The following is a 19,492-nucleotide window of genomic DNA, read 5'->3' as shown; positions in this document are numbered from 1 at the left end:
GACCATGACCGCAGAGGTGTACGGGCAACACAAGGTACGGAGGGCGCGGTACGCCGTGGGCGCCGTGTTCGCCGTGCACGGCGCCGTGACCGGCTCGTTCGCCACGCGCGTGCCCTGGATCCAGGACCATGCCGGCGTGAGCCCGGGGCAGTTGGGGCTCGCGCTCGCCTTCCCCGCGATCGGTGCGTCCCTCGCGATGCCGCTGGCGGGGCGGGTCAGCCACCGCTTCGGCGCCCGCACCGCGCTGCGCGGACTGATCGCCCTGTGGACGCTCGCGCTGGTCCTGCCGTCGATCGCCCCGAACCTGCTGACGCTCTGCCTGGTCCTGTTCGTCTACGGCGCCACGGCCGGCGTGTCCGACGTCGCGATGAACGCCCTGGGGGTGGAGGTGGAGAACCGGCTCGAGCGGTCGATCATGTCCGGGCTGCACGGCATGTGGAGCGTCGGTGCCCTGGTCGGCTCGGCGGCCGGCACCCTCGCCGCGCACCTCGGCACGGACGCCCGGCTGCACCACGCGCTCGCGGCCGGTGTCCTGACCGTGGCGGGTGTCGCCGCCGCGGGCCATGTGCTCGACCTGCAGCCCGCCGAGGACGAGGAGCCGCCGCCGAGGTTCGCGCTGCCGCCCCGCTCCGCGCTGCTGATCGGCGCCATCGGCTTCTGCGCGGTCTTCGCGGAGGGTGCGAGCCTCGACTGGTCGGCGGTCTATCTGCGCGACCGGCTGGATGCCTCGCCGGGGCTCGCCGCGGCCTGCACCACCGGGTTCACGCTCACCATGGCGATCGCCCGGCTCGCCGGGGACCGGGTGGTGGACCGCTACGGCGCGGTGCGCACAGTGCGCACGAGCGGCGTCGTCGCCGTCACCGGCGGACTGCTGATCGTCCTCGCCCCGCACCCCGCGACGGCGATGGCCGGGTTCGCGCTGATGGGCCTCGGCATCGCGGTGGTGGTGCCGCTGTGCTTCGCCGCGGCGGGCCGCAGCGGCACCCATCCCAGCCTCGCCATCGCGGGCGTCGCGACCATCACGTACACCTCGGGCCTGATCGCTCCGAGCGCGATCGGCCTGCTGGCCCAGGCGACCAGTCTGATGGTGTCGTTCGTCCTGGTCACGGTGTTGTCCTGCGGTCTGGCCGGCCTCGCGGGCGTGCTGCGCTCCGGGGACCGTGTGAAGGTCATCCGCCCGGACGCAGCAGTTCCCGGCCCGCGGCCCTGAGCGTCTCGCTCCAGGGCGCCGGGCGCAGGGTTTTCGCGTCCAGCCGTACCAGCACCCGGCTGCCCCGCGCGTAGGTCACCGCCCCGTCCCGCGAGCAGAAGCGGAAACCGTAGGTCAGCCCGGTCGTCCCCAACCGCTCCAGCCACAGGTGGACGGCGTACGCGCCGGTCCGGGTCACCGGGGCCTCGTAGCCGATCCGCAGCTCCCTGACCGCGTTGCAGGCGTCGCCGGCCGCCGTCCAGTCGCCCTCGAAGCGGATGCCGTGCTCCTCCCACAGTTCGGCCCAGGCCCGCTCGACCATCAGCGGATAGCGCGCGTTGTGCAGCAGCCCCAGCGCGTCGAGGTCGTCGAAGTGGACGGTCACCGGGATCAGCCGGCCGTACGACAGGGCGGGGGCGGTCGGGGCTTCGGCGGTCACGGGCGGAACTCCTGGTGCGTACGGAATGAGTGCCGCCTACACGAACCGACGGCGCGCCCTCATCCTAAGCAGACGCTCAGACAGCCGGAGCAGACCTGTCCAGGTGTACGAAGCACACCTGGAGAGCCCCGACAATGGTCCGGACACGCTGCACGAACGACGAAAGCGACACCCCATGGATCTCGGCGTCCGCTGGACACTGCACGGAGACGGACGCACCCCGGCTCCCGGCGCGGTGGTCCGCCCCGACGAACGGCTCTCCTGGCCCCGTACCGCGGGACTCGGCGCCCAGCACGTCGTGGCGATGTTCGGGGCGTCGTTCGTCGCCCCGGTGCTGATGGGCCTGGACCCCAACCTCGCGATCATGATGTCGGGCGTCGCGACCATCGTCTTCCTGCTGGCCACGCGCGGCCGGGTGCCCAGCTATCTGGGCTGCTCGCTCTCCTTCGTCGGCGTCGCCGCGGTCATCCGGGCCCAGGGCGGGTCGAGCGCCACGGTGACCGGCGCGGTGTTCGTGGTCGGGGCCGCGCTGTTCCTGGTGGGGCTCGCGGTGCGGCGTTTCGGGGCGCGGATCATCCACGCCACGATGCCGCCGATCGTCACCGGCGCGGTGGTGATGCTGATCGGCTTCAACCTGGCGCCGGTGACCGCCGCCACGTACTGGCCGCAGGACCAGTGGACCGCCCTGTCCGTGATGCTGTTCACCGGCCTGGCGGTGGTGTGCCTGCGGGGCTTCTGGTCCCGTATCGCGATCTTCCTCGGGCTGGTCTTCGGGTACGCGCTCTCCTGGGTCCTCGACCTGGTCTTCGGCCGGATCCACTCCGCGGACGCGAGCGGCAAGGTCACCGACCACTGGCGCCTGGACCTGTCCGGTGTGGGCCAGGCCGACTGGATCGGTCTGCCGAACCTGCACGGCCCGTCCTTCGAGTGGTCGGCGATCCTGGTCGCCCTGCCGGTCGTCATCGCGCTGATCGCCGAGAACGCCGGGCACGTCAAGGCCGTCGGCGAGATGACCGGCGACAACCTCGACGACAAGCTGGGCACGGCCATCTCCGCCGACGGCGTCGGCTCCATGCTGTCCACCGCCGTCGGCGGCCCGCCCAACACCACCTACTCCGAGAACATCGGCGTGATGGCGGCGACCCGGGTCTACTCGACCGCCGCGTACTGGGCCGCCGCGTGCTTCGCCCTGCTGTTCGGCCTCTGCCCGAAGTTCGGCGCGGTCGTGGCCGCGATCCCCGGGGGCGTGCTCGGCGGGATCACCGTCATCCTGTACGGCATGATCGGCCTGCTCGGCGCCCAGATCTGGATCAACGCCAAGGTGGACCTGCGCAATCCGCTGAACCTGGTGCCGGCCGCCGCGGGCATCATCATCGGCGTCGGCAACGTCACCATGGAGTTCACCGACACCTTCTCGCTCAGCGGTATCGCGCTCGGCTCCCTCGTCGTCATCACCGGGTACCACGCGCTGCGCGCCTTCGCGCCGGCCCACCTCAAGACCCAGCCGCCGCTGCTCGACGCGGGCACCTCCGCCTACGACGAGAACAGCGGGAGCGAGGACGGTCGGGGTGGGAACAGCGGGGACGGCGGGAACAGCGGAAACGGCGGGGACGAGGCGGACGGCGGGGGCGCTCAGCGCGCCAAGTCGTAGGCGTACGACGGGGTGAAGGTGCCCGGCGCGCCCTTGCAGCCGTCCGACTCCCCCGGCAGTTTCACCCAGAGGTAGGCGTCGATCCCGGCCTCGCCGGTGCGGAGCGTCGGGGCCCGGCCGAGCTTGCGGCCCGCGGGGTCGCACCATTCGCCGTCGGCCGGGGCTCCGTTGCCGTTGCGGCTGGTGTCGATCACCGCGCCCAGGCCGGGCGGGCCGCCGAGCGCGTCGAGCACCCGCCGGTTGTGGGTGATCTCGTCGGCCGTGTCGTGGAAGTTGGAGACGTTGCTGAAGACGCCGTCGGAGGAGGCCGCCGACGCGGCCCCGGCCTGCCGCAGCCAACCGGCCTGCCGCACGGGCGCGTTCCAGCCGGAGTGCCCGGCGTCGTAGTAGACGCGGGCCCGGGGATCGGCCTCCTTCAGCACCCGTCCGGCGCGGGCCAGTGAGGCGAAGCGGTCGGCGCGCTGCCCCGCGGAGAGGCACTCGACCTGGGCCAGGGAGTCCGGCTCCAGGATCACGATGACCTCACCGGACCCCAGTCCGGCGGCGAACCGGTCGATCCAGCCGTCGTAGGCGTCCAGATCGGGTGCCCCGCCCCGGGAGTGCCCGCCGCAGTCGCGGTCGGGAATCGTGTACGGCACGAGGACGGGCACCCGGCCCCGCGCGGCGCCGGCCGAGGTGATCGCGCGCACTCGCGCGGTGATCGTGTCCGGTGAGTGGTCGGCGAACCACACCGCCGCCGGCCGGTCACCGATGCGGGACGCTATGACCGCGCGGCGCGGATCACCGGGGTGGGCCCGCACCCAGTCCAGGACCTGGGAATCGGGGTGGCGGTAGAGCCCGGGGGACACCGGGGCCGACCGCTGCTCCCGCGCGCCGGGCGACACGGACGGCGCGGCACCCGTCTTTTCCGCCCGGGGCTCGGGAGAGGCCGACGCGGAGGGGGACGGCGCCTCGGTCGACGGGGACGCCGACGACGGCACGGCGGGCAGTGCCTCCAGCCGCGGTGACGCGGTCGTCTCGGGCCGTGCCTCGTCCGAGCCGCGTCCGTCGTCCACCGAGGAGACCACCCCGGCGGCGGTGCCGACCGCGACCACGAGGGAGGCGGCCGCGACCATGGCGGCGCGCCGGGCCGCGCCTCTGCGCGCGGACCGCCGGGCAGCCAGGCGTTGGGCACGCGAGCCTGACACAGTACTGCTCCCCCTCCCCCACGACGGGCGCGTTCCCCCGATCCGGGGAAACGCCGGGCCCGCCGCCACCGGCACCACACTAAAGGTGCGACTCTGCGCTCATGGCGCAATGCGAACAAGCCCGTCAAGTCTGCACCCCCGTAGACACGGTCGTCTCCCGGATGCGCGCCCTCGGTTCCGCCCTGCCCCGCCGGGACGGGATCGCGGACTTCAACCGCGTCTACCTCGCGGTGACGACGGAGGTGGACCGGCGCATCGACGCGGGTCCGCCCGCGGACACGCGGGCGGCGGTCACCCTGGACGTGCTGTTCGCCGAGCGCTATCTGGCCGCCGTCGAGGCGGTGTCCGAGGGCCGCCGCCCACCGGCCTGCTGGCGTCCGCTGTTCCAGTTCCGCCACCATCCGGGCGTACGTCCGCTGCAGTTCGCGCTGGCGGGCATCAACGCGCACATCGGCCACGACCTGGCGCTCGCCGTCGTGGACACCTGCCGTACGCTCGGCTGCGAACCCGCCGACGTGGAGGACGAGTTCGACCACGTCGGCGACCTCCTGGTCACGCTGGAGGAGCGCATCCGCGAGGACCTGATGCCGGGTCCCGACCTGCTCCAGCTCGCCGACCCGATGACCCATCTGCTCGCCGCGTGGAGCCTGGACCACGCCCGGGACGCCGCCTGGACGGCGGCCCGCGCGCTGTGGGCGCTGCGCGGACTGCCGGACGTCGCCGAGGAGTTCGCCGCGCGGCTGGACATGGCGGTCGGCTTCGCCGGACGCATGCTGCTCACGCCCCTGCCCGACCGGCCCGGACGGTCCGGCGGCCGCGAGCCGGCGGGCTCCGGGGGCCAAAGGGCTCCCGGGACTCCCGGGGCTCAGTCGTCGGAGAGTTCCACCGGCGCGATCTCGTCGTAGACGTCACCGGGACCGGGGTTGGTCGCGTCGGTCGCTCCGCCGAAGTGGTGCATGACGCCCCAGACCGCGTTCAGCGCGGTCTGGACGGCGCCCTCGGCCCAGCCGGCCGTCCAGGAGATGTCGTCGCCGGCCAGGAAGACGCCCCGCTTGTCCTCGGGCAGCCGGTCCTGCATGAAGTGCGTGAACAGGCGCCGCTGATAGCGGTAGTGGCCGGGCAGGTTGGCCTTGAAGGCGCCCATGAAGTAGGGCTCGTTCTCCCAGGAGACGGTCACCGGGTTGCCGATGATGTGCTTCCTGATGTCGACCGTCGGGTAGATCTCGCCCAGCGACTTCAGCATGACCTCCATCCGCTCGTTCGGTGACAGCGGCAGCCACTTCAGGCTGTCGTCGCACCAGGTGTACGAGAGGCAGATGACGGCGGGCCTGTCCGGGCCGTCGTCGAGCAGGTAGGTGCCGCGGGTCATCCGGTCGGTGAGCGTCATCGACATGACGTCCCGCCCTGTCGGTTTCCCGTTCTCGTCGACCGCCTCGTCCAGCCAGAAGGGCCGGTCCACGGGCACGAAGAGCTTGGAGCTCTCCATGTAGTGGGTGCGCTCGATGGCGGTCCAGTGGTCGATGGGGAAGAGCGATTCGTCGCAGGCGATCTTGGAGAGCAGCATCCAGGACTGGGCGGTGAAGACGGCCGCCCGGTAGGTGCGGATGTCCCCGTTCGCGTCCGTCACCGTGATGTGCCGGCCGGCGGTGCGGTGCAGCCGTGTCACCGCCGGGCGGGGCGCGCCGTCGGTGTGCAGGGACTTCAGCGAGGTGCCGTACGGCCAGTGGACGATCTTCTCCGGCTCGCGCTCCCACAGGCGCAGCGGCAGTTGCTGGGAGCCGCCGACGATGCCGCGGTGGTGGTCGTCGGCCTCGGTGTAGACGACCCGCAGGATCTCCAGGATGGAGTTGGGGAAGTCGGTGTCCCAGCCGCCGGTGCCGAAGCCGACCTGGCCGAAGATCTCGCGGTGCCGGAAGGACGTGAAGGCCTCGGAGTCGCAGAGGAAACCGTAGAAGGTCTGGTTGTCGAGCTTCTCCACCAGCCGCGACCAGATCTCGCGGATGCGCGGGACGTCCCGTTCGCGCAGGGCGCGGTTCATGTCGGAGAAGTCGGCGCCCTCCTCCAGGCAGCGGTTCCAGGCGTCCGCCACGTCCCGGTAGACCTGCGGCAGGTCGTCGGGCGTCTCGGCGTAGTGCGACTCGCCCTTGAGGTCGACGACGGTCGAAGGCGTCACCTCGGCAAGGGGGTTGGGGAAGGGACGGGTCTCGAGCCCCACCAGGTCGATGTAGTGCTGGAGGGCGGTGGAGGACGGCGGGAAGCGCATCGCGCCCATCTCGGCGGTGAGCGAGGGGTCGCAGCCCTCGAAGCCGACGGTGCGCAGCCGGCCGCCGATCCGGTCGGCCTCGTACACCACGGGCTTGAGGCCCATCTTCATCAGCTCGTAGGCGGCGATGATCCCGGACAGGCCGCCGCCGACGACCGCGACCTCGGTGCCGTGCTCGGTCGCGGGGATCTGACCGAGGCCCGCGGGGTGGGCGAGGAAGTCGTCGTACGCGTACGGGAAGTCCGGGCCGAACATGGTGATCGGCGGCTGCTGTTCGTCGGCGTGCTCGACGGCGTTGGGCACCGTGGACGTCATGGGGTGCGGACTCCTTGCGCGAACGGACTTCGAGGTGTCGGGGGAGAAACGTGCTTCAGCCGCGGGGCCCGTACAGGCCGGGGCGGCGGTCCCGCAGATACGGGTTGGTCTCACGGGAGGCGGCGAGGAACGCGGGGTCCACGTCGGCGAGGAGGAGTTCCTCGCCGCGGCCCGCCCGGGCGCGGGCGACTCCGTCGGGTCCGACGAGGGTGGACAGTCCCGCGAACTCCGACTCGCCTTCCTGGCCGACCCGGTTGACGTACGCGATGTACATCTGGTTCTCGAACGCCCTTACCGGTACGACGGATTCGGCGACGAACTGGAACGGGTGCATCAGGGCCGTGGGCACCAGGAGGAGGTCGGTGCCCGCCAGGGCGTGGGCGCGCGCGTTCTCCGGGAACTCGACGTCGTAGCAGACCAGCAGGCCGACGGTGAGGCCGTCGAGTTCGGCCTGGACGACCGGCTGGTCGCCCGGGGTGAAGTGCTCGTGCTCGAAGTCTCCGAAGAGGTGGGTCTTGCGGTAGTTCGCGAGGCGGGTGCCGTCGGCGGAGACGAGCTGGAGGGAGTTGTGGACCGTGTCGCCGGTGCGTTCCGGGTAGCTGTAGGCGATGGCGAGTCCGTGCCGGGTGGCCGTCCGGGCGATCGCGTCGGCCGCGTCGCCGTCGGCGGGCTCGGCGAGCACCGTGACGTCGTCGCCGATGGCGTACCCCGTCAGGAACAGCTCGGAGGTCACGAGCAGCCCGGCGCCGGCCGCTGCGGCGCGGCTCGCGGCCTCGTCGAGGACCTTGAGGTTCTCGGCGACGGATCCGGGCCGTCCGGAGCTCTGGAGCAGGGCGGTGCGCATGCTTTTCCCTCATCGGTGCACGGGGGTTTCGGGGGGTCGCACAGACGCTACGTCCGGTCGGCTCGGCCGGACAAGGAGGAGCCGTTGCGTGCCCATGAGCGAACTGTTGCGTCCGTCGCGGGGTCGGCGGCGATTCGTTGCACGCCCCCGTTCCGGGGCCCGTTCCGGGGCCGGGCCCGACGCCGGGGGCCGCCGCGTGGGCAGGGCGAGCGCCGGAGCGAACGCGAGTGCGACGACGCGGGCGGACCGTGGTGGGCCGGCCGATCAGCCAGCCACCCGGCCCTCCCCGGGACGCCCGGGTGGCCGGGCGGACGAAGCGGCTGCCGGCCGGTGGCGCCGGCCGGCAGCGCGGCACGCCCTACGGGAGGCCGCGTGGCGAGCGCGACGGCCTCGTGAGCTTCAGGAGCAGCGCTGTCACCAGATACGGCAGCGCGAACACGGTGAAGGCCGTGCTGTGTCCGCCGTGTGAGGCGATCACCGCGTAGCCGCCGAACACCACGACCGTGGCCAGCTCGGTGCCCAGGCCCGCGACCGAGGTCAGGGTGGCCCGCCCGGTGTCCGCGATCCGCCGCTGGAGTCGCGCGTCGGCCAGTACGGTCGCCGCCTGGAAGCCGCCGAAGGCGAGGGCGACGAACACGAGCCCGGCCGTCGTGCCCGCGGCGGAGCCGACGGCCAGGAGCAGCCCGGAGCCCGCGAGCAGGCTCGCGAGTCCGGTCGTGCCGAGGCGTTCGCCCTCCCCGGCCAGCAGGCTTCCGGCGGTGGCACCGGCCCAGATCAGCAGGAGCAGCCAGGGCACCGTCTCGTCCGCGACGCCGGTGTCCCGCACCAGCAGCGGCGTGTACTCGTCGAGGGCTCCCCAGACGGCGCCCACGGCCGGTACGAGCAGCAGCGCCCCGCGCACCGACCGGTCGGTGCGGGCCTCGGCCAGCCCGGCGCGCAGGGGCGCGGTCCAGCCCTCGTGCCCGGCCGCCGGGCGGCGGTGCTCCGGGAACCGGAGGGCCGTGGCCGCGGTCAGCACGCATCCCAGGACGCTGGCGGCGCCGACGGCGGTGGGGCCGCCCCGGGCCAGTACCGGACCGGCGAGCCCCATGGCCGCCATCACGGCGACCAGTCCCGCCGCGCGGGCGCGGCCCATGACGCGGGCGTAGCGGTCGGCCGCGTCGAGCCGCTCCAGTTCGTCGTGGACCAGCGCCTCCAGCGCACCGGACCCGAGGGCTCCGCCGGCGCCCCACAGCACGAAGCCGGCCGCGAAGGCGCCGTAGGAGGGCAGCAGTACCCACAGGGCGAAGCCGGCGGCGGTGAGCAGCGGGCCGAGCCACAGCAGCAGGCGCCGGGACACGGCGTCCGCCCAGACACCGGAGGGGACCTCCAGCAGGACGCCGGTGACCGACCAGAGGGCGAACAGGGAGGAGATCTGCCAGACCGTGAGACCGGCGTCGCTGAACAGCAGCGCGTACACCGGGTAGAGCAGCACGAAGTCTTCGAGGAACGCGTAGCCGTACAGCGTGGTCGTCAGCCGTCGGACGCGGGGGTCGGGCGCACGCGTGGGCGTGAGAGTCATGAGGCCATCCCGTGAGGGCGGTTCGGACACCGGACGTGGAGGACGTACGGCGCCCGGGGCGGCCCACGGGAGGCACGACGGGTGGATCAATGTCGTCGGATCATGACACCGATGGTAGACGCCCGAGCCGGATACGGTCCGTCGTTTCCGTGTCCGGCCGACGCGCCCGGCCCTTCGTCCCGGAGCCGTTGCCCCGGAGCCGTCGCCGGGGCAGCCGGGATCGCCCCCCTGGCCGGTCCGGTACGGGTGCGGGATGTTCCGGGCCGCCCTCCGGGAGGCGTTCGAAGCCTCAGCCGGGGTTCTTGCCTAGGCGGGCGACCCCGACGAGAAGCGGCGCAGCAGGGGGGACAGCACCAGCACGGACTTGGTCCGCTCGACGAACGGCTCCCCCGCGATCCGTTCCAGGACCCGTTCGAAGTGCCGCATGTCGGCGGCGAAGACCTGGGCGACCGCGTCCGCCTCCCCGGTGACGGTGGAGGCGGACACGACCTCCTGGTAGCGCTCCAGGCCCCGCTGGATGGTCTCCGGGGAGGTGTTGCCGCGGCAGTAGATCTCGACGAACCCCTCGGTCTCCCAGCCGAGGGCGGCGGGGTCCACCCGGACCGTGAAACCGGTGATGGCACCGGTGGCGCGCAGCCGGTCCACGCGCCGCTTCACCGCGGGCGCGGACAGGCCGACGAGCTGGCCGATGTCCGCGTAGGAACGGCGGGCGTCCTCGGCGAGGGCGTGCACGATGCGTTCGTCGAGATCGTTCAGCACTGCGGGTGGTTCACTTCGCTTCTGGGAGGTCCACAACGGGATCGGCGGGCCGGGCCGGTACGGAATCCGGCCGGGCCGGCCGGGGGCGGTCAGGTCCAGCTGGCGTGCAGCGGCTTGCCCTCGGCGTAGCCGGCGGCGCTCTGGATGCCGACGACGGCCTTCTCGGCGAACTCCTCCAGGGAGCCGGCACCCGCGTACGTGCAGGAGGAGCGGACGCCCGCGATGACCGAGTCGATCAGGTCCTCGACGCCGGGCCGGGCCGTGTCGAGGAACATGCGGGAGGTGGAGATGCCCTCCTCGAACAGTGACTTGCGGGCCCGGTCGTAGGCCGACTCCTCCGAGGTGCGGTTGCGCACGGCGCGCGCGGAGGCCATGCCGAAGGACTCCTTGTAGGGGCGGCCGTCCGCGTCGTGCTGGAGGTCGCCGGGGGACTCGTAGGTCCCGGCGAACCAGGAGCCGACCATCACGTTGGACGCGCCGGCCGCGAGCGCCATCGCGACGTCGCGCGGGTGGCGGACACCGCCGTCGGCCCACACGTGCTTGCCGTACTTCCTCGCCTCCGCCGCGCACTCCAGCACCGCGGAGAACTGCGGCCGGCCGACGCCGGTCATCATGCGGGTGGTGCACATGGCGCCGGGGCCGACACCGACCTTGACGATGTCCGCGCCGGCCTCGATCAGATCGCGCACCCCCGCGGCGGCGACGACGTTGCCCGCGGCGACCGGGACCTGCGGATCGAGGTCGCGCACCAGCTTCAGCGCGCTGATCATCGACTCCTGGTGCCCGTGCGCCGTGTCGATGACGAGCGTGTCGACGCCCGCCTCCAGCAACTGCTGGGCCTTGCCCGCGACATCGCCGTTGATGCCGACGGCCGCGGCGATCCGCAGTCTGCCCTGCGCGTCGGTGGCCGGCGTGTACAGGGTGGCCCGCAGGGCGCCCTTGCGGGTGAGGATGCCGGCGAGGCGGCCGTCCTCGTCGACGGCGGGGGCGTAGCGCCGGTTGGCGCCGTCCAGGGTGTTGAAGGCCTCGCGCGGGTCCATGCCGGCGTCGACGAGCAGCAGGTCGCGGGACATGACCTCGGTGAGCTGGGTGAACCGGTCCACACCGGACAGGTCGGTGTCGGTGACCACGCCGACCGGCCGGTGCTCGGCGTCCACGACGACGCCCGCGTTGTGCGCACGCTTGGGCAGCAGGGCGAGCGCGTCGGCGACGGTCTGGTGCGGGGCGAGCACGATGGGGGTGTCGAGGACCAGGTGGCGGCTCTTGACCCAGGAGACGACCTCGGTGACGACCTCGATCGGGATGTCCTGCGGGATGACCACGAGGCCGCCCCGGCGGGCCACCGTCTCGGCCATGCGGCGGCCGGCGATGGCCGTCATGTTGGCGACGACGAGCGGGATGGTGGTGCCCGTGCCGTCCGGGGAGCTGAGGTCCACGCTCTGCCGGGAACCGATGGCGGACCGGTTCGGCACCATGAAGACGTCGTCGTACGTCAGGTCGTACGGGGGCTGGATGTCGTTGAGGAAACGCACGTGCTGCACATCCCAGTGGTTCAGAGGTGGCCCCCGGACAGGTCAGCCAGGGGGAAGAGCACGTACTTCATTGTCCCATGACGGCCGGAACGCCTTCTCCGGTCCGATCGTCCAGGCCGTGCCGCCGGGCACTGGGAGGAACCTCCGAGCGTCCGGGCCACGGTGAGCGGCGGGGCGCAGAACCCCGAGCAGGCAGGCGGGCGGGAAGGCCCGGACGAGCCGCGGCGCCGTGCGCCCGATGCCGCCCCGCCCGTCCCGGGCCCACGCGTCGTCGGGCCGGTCAGGGGCCGTCGGGGTCCGAGCGGTTGAGGGCGGACCTGGGGGCCGGCCCCGCCGCCATCAGGTAGTCCGCGGCCGAGGTGTCCGTCACCAGGCTGGTGACGAGCCCGGAGCGCAGCACCGCGTCGATGGCGGGGCCCTTGCGCTGCCCGCCGGCGATCGCGACGACCTCGGGGACCCGGCGGAGCTGGTCGGTCTTGACCGTGATGCACCGCTCGCCCAGGTCACGGCCGACCCGGCGTCCGTCGGAGTCGAAGAGATGGGCGGACATCTCGGCGGCGACACCGAGCGAGGCGTAGTGCGCGCGCTCCTCGTCCGTGAGCATGTCGTGCACCGTCGAGATGCCCGGCTCCCACGATCCGATGGAGACACAGGCGACCGTGACCTTGTCGAAGTACTCGAAGGCCCGCGCGATGCCCGTCTGGTGGCGCAGCGCCTGAGCGGTGGCCGCGTCCGGCAGCAGCATCGGCGCGTAGATGGGGTGGGCGTCGCCGCCCGACACCTGCGCGGCCCGCCGCACGGCCTCCACCGAGCCGCGCTCGGCGGTCCCGGCGTCGTACACACCTGTCAGCTGCACGACCGTGCAGGGCGGCAGCCGGTCCAGGGCCGCCGCCATGTGGATGGTGGACCGGCCCCAGGCCAGGCCCAGCACATCGCCTTCGTCGACCAGTTCGCCGAGCAGGTCGGCGGCCACCTCTCCCAGGTTCTCGGGGTCGGGTGTCTCCTCGGCATCGGCCGGGGACTCCACCACGACGGCGTGCCGCAGACCGTAGCGGGCACGCAGGGCGTCGGAGCGCTCCGCGTCCAGCTCGGCGGGCACACGGATCTCGATGCGCACGAGATCCCGTTCGAGGGCGGTCTCCAGGACCCGGGCCACCTTGAAGCGGCTGACGCCGAACTCCTCGGCGATCTGGATCTTGGACTTGCCCTCGAGGTAGAAGCGGCGGGCCATGGCCGCCGCCTGTACCAGCTCAGCGGGTCCCATCCGCATGGCTGAACGGCCCGCCGCCGACATACCCGACACGGCGTTCTCCTCACTGCTGTTCACACTCTGGATTCGCCGTTCATCCTCGCAGATCCGGCGCGGTCGATCAGCCCTGCTGAAAGCCGTTCATGTTCTCGTGGCTCAGTGGTCGCACGCCCAGGACGCCTTGCCCGTGGCGACCTCGGCCTGTCGGCGCAGTGCGCGCACCGCCTCGGCCGGGTCCGCCGCCCCGTACACGGCGGATCCCGCGACGAAGACGTCGGCGCCGGCGTCGGCGCACTGCTCGATGGTGGACGCCGAGACCCCGCCGTCGACCTGCAGCCAGAGCTCCAGGCCGTGCTTGCTGATCAGCTCACGGGTGCGGCGGATCTTCGGCAGCATGATGTCGAGGAAGGCCTGCCCCCCGAAGCCCGGCTCGACCGTCATGATCAGCAGCATGTCGAGCTCGGGGAGCAGGTCCTCGTACGGCTCGATGGGGGTCGCGGGCTTCAGCGCCATGGAGGCCCGCGCCCCCTTGGCCCGGATCTCGCGGGCCAGTCGCACCGGTGCGGCGGCCGCCTCCACGTGGAAGGTGACGGAACCGGCCCCCGCCTCGACGTACTGGGGCGCCCAGCGGTCGGGGGCCTCGATCATCAGGTGGCAGTCCAGCGGAGTGTCCGTCGCACGGGCGAGCGACTCCACGACCGGCACACCGAGCGTGAGGTTCGGGACGAAGTGGTTGTCCATGACGTCGACGTGGAGCCAGTCGGCTCCCTCGACCGCCCGTGCCTCGTCCGCGAGGCGGGCGAAGTCGGCGGACAGGATGCTGGGGTTGATCTGCGCGGCCATGCACCAAGCGTGCCATGCCCTTCGGGGGTCGGCGGCATCGGTCGGGTTCCGATACGGTCGCGCGCGGACCGGGCGCCGCTTCGGGACGGGGTCAGCCGGTCCGTCGGATGAGCGCCAGGTACATGGCGTCGGTTCCGTGCAGATGCGGCCACAGCTGTACGTCGGGGCCCTCGCCCAGCTGCGGGACTCCGGGCAGCAGCGGCCGGGCGTCGAGGAGTTCGGTGTCCGGGAACTGTTTGAGCAGGTCGGCGACGACGGCCCGGGTCTCGGCGAGGTGCGGCGAGCAGGTGGCGTAGCCGACGACGCCGCCGACCCGTACGGCTTCCAGGGCACCGCGCAGCAGCTCGCGCTGCAGCGGGGCGAAGCCGTCCAGGTCGTCCGGCCTGCGGCGCCAGCGCGCCTCGGGCCGGCGGCGCAGGGCGCCGAGCCCGGTGCACGGCACATCCACCAGTACCCGGTCGAAGCTGCCGGGCCGCCACGGCGGCCGGGTCCCGTCGGCGACGACGACCTGGTACGGCCCGGGGTTCCCGGCCAGCGCCTTCGCGACCAGCCCGGCCCGGTGCGGCTGCTTCTCGGAGGCCAGCAGGGCGGCGCCCCGCTCGGCGGCGAGCGCGGCGAGCAGCGCGGCCTTGCCACCGGGGCCGGCGCAGCCGTCCAGCCATCTGCGGTCCGGCCCGTCCAGCGGGGCGTTGGCGACGGCGAGCGCGACGAGCTGACTTCCCTCGTCCTGCACTCCGGCCCGGCCGTCCGCCACGGCCGGGATCGCGCCCGGCTCGCCGCCCTCGCTGAGCCGCACCGCGTACGGCGACCAGCGTCCCGGGAGGGCGGCCTCCTCGCCGAGCAGTTCCTCGGTGGTGGCGCGCCCGGGGCGGGCGACCAGGGTCACCTCGGGCCGCTCGTTGTCCGCCCGCAGCAGTTCCTCGATGCCGTCACGGCCACCGCCGAGGGAGTCCCACAGCGCGGAGACGATCCAGCGCGGGTGCGAGTGCACGACGGCGAGATGGTCCTCGGGGTCCTCGTCGTAGGGCGGCGCGACCCGCTCCAGCCAGCCGTCGAGGTCGTGCTGCGCGACCTTGCGCAGCACGGCGTTGACGAACTTGGCCCGCCCGTCGCCGAGCACGACGCGCGCGAGTTCGACGGAGGCGGAGACCGCGGCGTGCGTGGGGATCCGGGTCCCGAGCAGCTGGTGCGCGCCCAGGCCGAGCACGTCCAGCACGGGCGGGTCCACCTCCCGCAGCGGCCGGTCGACGCAGGCCGCGACGATCGCGTCGTACGTGCCCTGGCGGCGCAGCGTCCCGTACACCAGCTCGGTGGCGAGCGCCGCGTCCCGGGCGTCGAAGTCACCGCCCTCTCGGGCCCTGCGCAGCAGCGGCGGCAGGACGAGGTTGGCGTAGGCGTCCCGCTCGTCCACGGCCCGCAGGGCCTCGAAGGCGAGGATGCGGACGGGGTCCTTCTGGGGCCGACGGTAGGGCTTGCCGGGTTTGCGGGGCCGACGGGGCTGGTCGCTCACGAAAAAGGTGCTCCGGATGTGGGATGAAGTGCGCGGTCCAGCTTACGTTGTCAAGAGGGGGCCAAGGGGGGCCGAGGGGGCCGAGGTGGGGCCGGGGCGGGGCCGGGGTCCCGCGGCGTCAGGTGCCGACCGTCTCCTCCGCGCCGATCCGCGCGCCGCGCGCCCAGTCCGCCGCCCGCATCGGCTTCTTGCCCTGGGCCTGCACCCACAGCAGCTCCACGGCGTGCGAACCGGTGCCGACGTACACGTTGTTCTTGCCCGCGGACACCCGGCCCGGGGTGAGGTCCGTGCGGTCGGGGGCGGGGACCACCTGGACGAGCTTGAGCCGCTCGCCCCGGAAGGTGGTCCAGGCACCGGGCGCCGGGGTGCAGCCGCGCACGATCCGGCCGACGCGCAGGGCCGGGGCGTTCCAGTCGACGCGGGCGTCCTCCACGGAGACCTTCGGGGCGAGGGTGACCCCGTCGGCGGGCTGCGGTACGGCCTTCAGGGTGCCGTCCGCGATGCCGTCCATGGTCGCGGCGAGCAGCCCGGCGCCGGCGAAGGCGAGCCGGGTGAGCAGGTCGCCGCTGGTGTCGGTGGGGCGGATCTCCTCGGTGACGGTGCCGTAGACCGGCCCGGAGTCGAGCCCTTCCTCGATGAGGAAGGTGGACGCACCGGTGATCTCGTCCCCCGCCATGACGGCGTGCTGCACGGGCGCCGCACCGCGCCAGGCGGGCAGCAGCGAGAAGTGCAGGTTGACCCAGCCCCGTTCCGGGATGTCGAGGGCGGCCCGGGGCAGCAGGGCGCCGTAGGCGACGACGGGGCAGCAGTCGGGGGCGATCTCGCGCAGCCGCTCCAGGAACTCCGGGTCCCGGGGCTTCACGGGCTTGAGCACCTCGATCCCGGCCTCTCGCGCCCGCTCGGCGACCGGAGAGGCCACCAGCCTGCGGCCCCGCCCGGCCGGCGCGTCGGGCCGGGTGACGACGGCGGCCACCTCGTGCCGCTCCGAAGCGAGCAGGGCGTCCAGGGCGGGAACGGCGACCTCGGGGGTGCCGGCGAAGACCAGCTTCATGGAGTGGTTCGGGCCTCTCGGGCAGGGGCGGGTGCGGGCAGCGCACCAGTCTATGGGGGGACGACGTTCCGACGAAGCCGAGGCGCACGCTCACGCACGGGGGCGTGCGTCCATGTCGCCGCGCCCCCACCCCGTGACCCATGGGGCGCATCCGCGTTGGTCAAGAAAGAGTTGACCACATCGGGCCCGGACACGGCCCGTTCCATTCAACGCCGGTTCGAGAGGCTTGTTCCATGGCCGACCACGCAACCCACGACGCCCAGGCTCGTGCCAGCCTGCACTTGCTGGTGCGGGACATCGAGCGGGTCCGCCGGCAGGTGGACGCACTGCGCACACTCACCGCCCAGCTGGGCAACGTCTACCGCCCGCGCCGCTCCGGCCCCTCCACGGGCTTCGTCGTCTACGGACGCGCCCCCGCTCCGACGGTCCGCCTCGCCCAGGAGCTGCGGGACAGCGTCGAGACCCTGGTCACCGCGGCCGTCGACTTCGACCGTTCGCTGGGTTTCTCGTGGGACGCGGTGGGCTCCGCGCTCGGCGTCACCAAACAGGCGGTGCACCGCCGCTACGGCGCCCGCCGTGCCGCGGCCGCCCGGACCGCCCCGGCCGTGGAGGCGGAGCACACCGCGGAGCCGTCGGGGACCCGCACGGTCAACGTGGGCGCCGGGGTCTCCACCGTGCCGACGGTGCCGGCCGCCCGTTCCCTGCCGACCCAGCCCACAGCGAGCAGTTCGTCCCTCCGCAACGATCCCCTCCCCACGGCGTTCCCCGCTCCCCCGACCTTCCCGGGTCCCCGCAACGGCTGACCGACGGTCCTGCGGCGCCGTTCAGCCGATGTCGGGCGGGTCGATCCGCACCCATACCGGGGTGTCGCCCCCACGGGCCATGCGCGCCGCCTGGGCCGACTTCAGTGCGCCGGTGAGCGCCGCGCCCCTGCCCGGTGGTACCCGGATCAGCGCCCGCTCCCAGTGGTCCCCGGGCGGCGGACCGCCTGGTCGCCGGGGGCGGTCGGCGGGGGTGAGGGGCAACGGGACGGGTCCCAGCACCTCCGCCTCCCCCGGGAGTGCGACCGCGCGGAGAAACTCCGCCACGGCCTCCCCCGGTCCCGACACGGCCGCCATCCGCGACACCGGCGGAAAGCCCAGCTCGGCCCGCTCGCTCAGCTCCCGCACCGCGTGTCCCACCGGGTCCCACCGCACCAGCGCCTGCACGGGCCGCAGCGTCGGCTCGGCGATCACCACCACCGTGCCGCCGGCCGCCTGCGGACGCACCAGCGCCGCCGCCCCGATCCACCGGCGCAGCGCGTCCTCCGCGGCCCGCAGATCGGGCCGGCCCAGCATCGCCCAGCCGTCCAGCAGCAGCGCCGCCGCGTAGCCGCCCTCCGCGACCGGCTCGGCCCCGGGGGTGCTCACCACCAGCGCGGGCGTGCCCGGCACCGTGTCCAGCACGTGCTCGCGCCCCGAGGTGCGCACCGGCACGGCGGGGAAGACCCGCCCCAGCTCCTCGGCGGTCCGGCGGGCCCCCACCACCTGGGCCCGCAGCCGGAACCCCCCGCACTCCGGGCAGTGCCAGCCGGCCTCCTCGCGCCCGCACCACCCGCACCGCAGATCGTCGGCACCGTGCGCCTCCAGCGGCCCGGAACAGTGCCGGCACCGCGCCGGGGTGCGGCAGCCGGCGCACGCCATCCGGGGGACGTAGCCGCGCCGGGGCACCTGTACGAGCACCGGCCCGTGCCGCAGCCCTTCCCTGACGGCCTGCCAGGCGAGCGTCGGCAGCCGGGCGGCACGGGCGGCCTCGTCCCGCGCGAGGTCCCCGTCGCCGACGGTCCGCACCAGCGGCGCGGCGGCCCGTATCCGGTCCCTTCCGGCGACCAGGGGTCCGGCCCAGCCGGTCTCGACCAGCTGGGCGGCCTCCACCGTGCAGCTCCAGCTCCCCAGCAGGAAGCCGCACTTGTCCTGTGCCGCCCGCAGCAGCAGCACTTCCCGCGCATGCGGCTGCGGGGCGTGCTGCTCGCTGTGGCTGGTGTCGCCGTCGTCCCAGAGCGCGATCAGCCCGAGATCCTGGACGGGCGCGAACATCGCCGCCCGGGTGCCGATCACGGCGCGCACGGAGCCCCGCCGCACGGCGAGCCACTGCGCGTACCGCTTCTCGGGTCCGGCGTCGGCGGTCAGTACGGCATGCCGTCCCTTGCCGAGGAGCTCGGTGAGCGCGGCGTCGACACGGGCGACGGTCCGTCCGTCCGGCAGGACGACGAGCGCGCCGCGCCCCGAGGCCAGCGTCGCCGCGACGGCACGGGCCAGCTCCTCGCTCCACAGTGGTCCGGGCAGCGCGTTCCACACGGCGCGCGGAGCGCCGCCGGAGGCCAGCGACCGGAGGAAGGCCTCCCCCTGGTCGTACCGGGCCCAGGAGCCCGGCTCGGGCGCCGGGGGCGGCGGCGCGGGGTCGGGCGAGGGGCGCCGCTCGGCGCGGGCGTTGCGCGGCGGCACGGCGAGCTGGAGCACGTCGGCGAGGCTGCCCGCGTACCGGTCGGCGACCGCGCGGGCCAGCCCCAGCAGCTCCTCGCTCAGGACCGGCTCGGGCGACACCACCTGGGCGAGGGCGGCCAGCGGGCCGGAGTAGTCGGACTCGGCGAGCCGCTCGACGAGGAACCCGTCGATCAGCCCCCCGCCCTCGCGGCGTCCCTCGCGCACCCGGTGCCGGCCGGCCCCGAACCGCACCCGCACCCGCACGCCCGGCTGCGCGTCGGCGTCGAGTTCCTCGGGCACCGCGTAGTCGAAGTACCGGTCGAGGTGCAGCACGCCCTTGTCGACCAGGACGCGCGCGACCGGCAGGTGCCCGGCGAGCGCGGCGCCCCGCCAGGTCCGCGGCTTGGCCCGGGGGGTGTCCGCCTTGCGCACGGTCTCGCGGATGAGCGCGAGCTGCTCCGGCGGGGCGCCCCGCGCACCACCGTCCACCTGCCCGTTCTCACTGCTCACGCTTGCATTCTTACCAAACGCGACTGACAACCGGCGGCGTTACCGCCCCCCGGGAACGCGCCGAGGCCCGGCGCCCCCGAAGGGACGCCGGGCCTCGGCGGACGTGCCAGGGGTGCGGGCGGGCGGG

Annotated in this window: 15 protein-coding genes and 1 pseudogene; 4 read left to right on the top strand and 12 right to left on the bottom strand. The window is 73.7% G+C overall.

Annotated elements, in window-relative coordinates; genetic code table 11:
* Nucleotides 1-4 precede the first annotated feature (4 nt).
* The gene (locus tag PYS65_RS30125; protein WP_279337086.1) at nucleotides 5-1,210 is read left to right on the top strand and encodes an MFS transporter; all 1,206 of its coding nucleotides are present in this window, start codon (nucleotides 5-7) and stop codon (nucleotides 1,208-1,210) included.
* Here the strand turns inward: PYS65_RS30125 and PYS65_RS30120 are convergent.
* Complete coding sequence (locus PYS65_RS30120; protein WP_279337085.1) at nucleotides 1,170-1,628, bottom strand: acyl-CoA thioesterase; 459 nt, start codon at nucleotides 1,626-1,628, stop codon at nucleotides 1,170-1,172. The genes PYS65_RS30125 and PYS65_RS30120 overlap by 41 nt on opposite strands.
* 175 nt (nucleotides 1,629-1,803) lie before the next feature.
* Here PYS65_RS30120 and PYS65_RS30115 point away from each other — a divergent pair, with 175 nt between their 5' ends.
* Nucleotides 1,804-3,279 carry a uracil-xanthine permease family protein gene (locus tag PYS65_RS30115; RefSeq protein WP_279337084.1) on the top strand — a complete coding sequence of 492 codons (1,476 nt, stop codon included), beginning with the start codon at nucleotides 1,804-1,806 and terminating at the stop codon, nucleotides 3,277-3,279.
* Here the strand turns inward: PYS65_RS30115 and PYS65_RS30110 are convergent.
* Nucleotides 3,261-4,394 (bottom strand): glycoside hydrolase family 6 protein, encoded by a 1,134-nt coding sequence (locus PYS65_RS30110; RefSeq protein WP_279338125.1) that lies wholly within the window; start codon nucleotides 4,392-4,394, stop codon nucleotides 3,261-3,263. The two genes, PYS65_RS30115 and PYS65_RS30110, sit on opposite strands and share 19 nt — an antisense overlap.
* A gap of 173 nt (nucleotides 4,395-4,567) precedes the next feature.
* Between PYS65_RS30110 and PYS65_RS30105 the strand changes: the two are divergent.
* Nucleotides 4,568-5,260: pseudogene (locus PYS65_RS30105) on the top strand (DUF5995 family protein); the annotation flags it as partial.
* 71 nt (nucleotides 5,261-5,331) lie between these two features.
* Here PYS65_RS30105 and PYS65_RS30100 read toward each other — a convergent pair.
* The 9 genes from PYS65_RS30100 to fmt all read right to left on the bottom strand — a co-directional run bounded on the left by PYS65_RS30100 (nucleotide 5,332) and on the right by fmt (nucleotide 16,393).
* On the bottom strand, nucleotides 5,332-7,044 hold the full coding sequence (locus PYS65_RS30100) for a flavin monoamine oxidase family protein (RefSeq protein ID WP_279337083.1): 1,713 nt from the start codon (nucleotides 7,042-7,044) through the stop codon (nucleotides 5,332-5,334).
* A 55-nt stretch (nucleotides 7,045-7,099) separates the two neighbouring features.
* Nucleotides 7,100-7,888: a carbon-nitrogen hydrolase family protein gene (locus PYS65_RS30095; RefSeq protein ID WP_279337082.1), complete on the bottom strand. Its 789-nt coding sequence runs from the start codon at nucleotides 7,886-7,888 to the stop codon at nucleotides 7,100-7,102.
* A 358-nt stretch (nucleotides 7,889-8,246) separates the two neighbouring features.
* The gene (locus tag PYS65_RS30090; protein ID WP_279337081.1) at nucleotides 8,247-9,449 is read right to left on the bottom strand and encodes an MFS transporter; all 1,203 of its coding nucleotides are present in this window, start codon (nucleotides 9,447-9,449) and stop codon (nucleotides 8,247-8,249) included.
* 306 nt (nucleotides 9,450-9,755) lie between these two features.
* On the bottom strand, nucleotides 9,756-10,208 hold the full coding sequence (locus tag PYS65_RS30085) for an Lrp/AsnC family transcriptional regulator (protein WP_279337080.1): 453 nt from the start codon (nucleotides 10,206-10,208) through the stop codon (nucleotides 9,756-9,758).
* An 89-nt stretch (nucleotides 10,209-10,297) separates the two neighbouring features.
* On the bottom strand, nucleotides 10,298-11,740 hold the full coding sequence (locus PYS65_RS30080; RefSeq protein ID WP_279338124.1) for a GuaB1 family IMP dehydrogenase-related protein: 1,443 nt from the start codon (nucleotides 11,738-11,740) through the stop codon (nucleotides 10,298-10,300).
* 280 nt (nucleotides 11,741-12,020) lie between these two features.
* Entirely contained in the window at nucleotides 12,021-13,067 is a 1,047-nt protein-coding gene (locus PYS65_RS30075) for a sugar-binding transcriptional regulator (RefSeq protein WP_279337079.1), read from the bottom strand.
* Between the two features lie 78 nt (nucleotides 13,068-13,145).
* Nucleotides 13,146-13,832 (bottom strand): ribulose-phosphate 3-epimerase, encoded by a 687-nt coding sequence (gene rpe, locus PYS65_RS30070; RefSeq protein WP_279337078.1) that lies wholly within the window; start codon nucleotides 13,830-13,832, stop codon nucleotides 13,146-13,148.
* A 91-nt stretch (nucleotides 13,833-13,923) separates the two neighbouring features.
* Nucleotides 13,924-15,342, bottom strand: coding sequence for an RsmB/NOP family class I SAM-dependent RNA methyltransferase (locus PYS65_RS30065; protein WP_279337077.1), 1,419 nt, complete (start codon nucleotides 15,340-15,342; stop codon nucleotides 13,924-13,926).
* A gap of 118 nt (nucleotides 15,343-15,460) precedes the next feature.
* Nucleotides 15,461-16,393: a methionyl-tRNA formyltransferase gene (gene fmt, locus PYS65_RS30060; RefSeq protein WP_279337076.1), complete on the bottom strand. Its 933-nt coding sequence runs from the start codon at nucleotides 16,391-16,393 to the stop codon at nucleotides 15,461-15,463.
* Nucleotides 16,394-16,626: 233 nt separating this feature from the next.
* On the opposite strand from fmt, the gene PYS65_RS30055 reads away from it, so the two are divergent.
* The gene (locus PYS65_RS30055; protein ID WP_279337075.1) at nucleotides 16,627-17,196 is read left to right on the top strand and encodes a hypothetical protein; all 570 of its coding nucleotides are present in this window, start codon (nucleotides 16,627-16,629) and stop codon (nucleotides 17,194-17,196) included.
* A gap of 21 nt (nucleotides 17,197-17,217) precedes the next feature.
* Here the strand turns inward: PYS65_RS30055 and PYS65_RS30050 are convergent, their stop codons facing one another.
* Nucleotides 17,218-19,365, bottom strand: a complete 2,148-nt coding sequence (locus PYS65_RS30050; RefSeq protein WP_279337074.1) for a primosomal protein N' — start codon at nucleotides 19,363-19,365, stop codon at nucleotides 17,218-17,220.
* Nucleotides 19,366-19,492: the final 127 nt, after the last annotated feature.

The sequence above is a fragment of the Streptomyces cathayae genome (assembly GCF_029760955.1).
GTDB lineage: Bacteria > Actinomycetota > Actinomycetes > Streptomycetales > Streptomycetaceae > Streptomyces > Streptomyces cathayae.
This window is presented reverse-complemented; position numbering and strand designations above follow the sequence as displayed.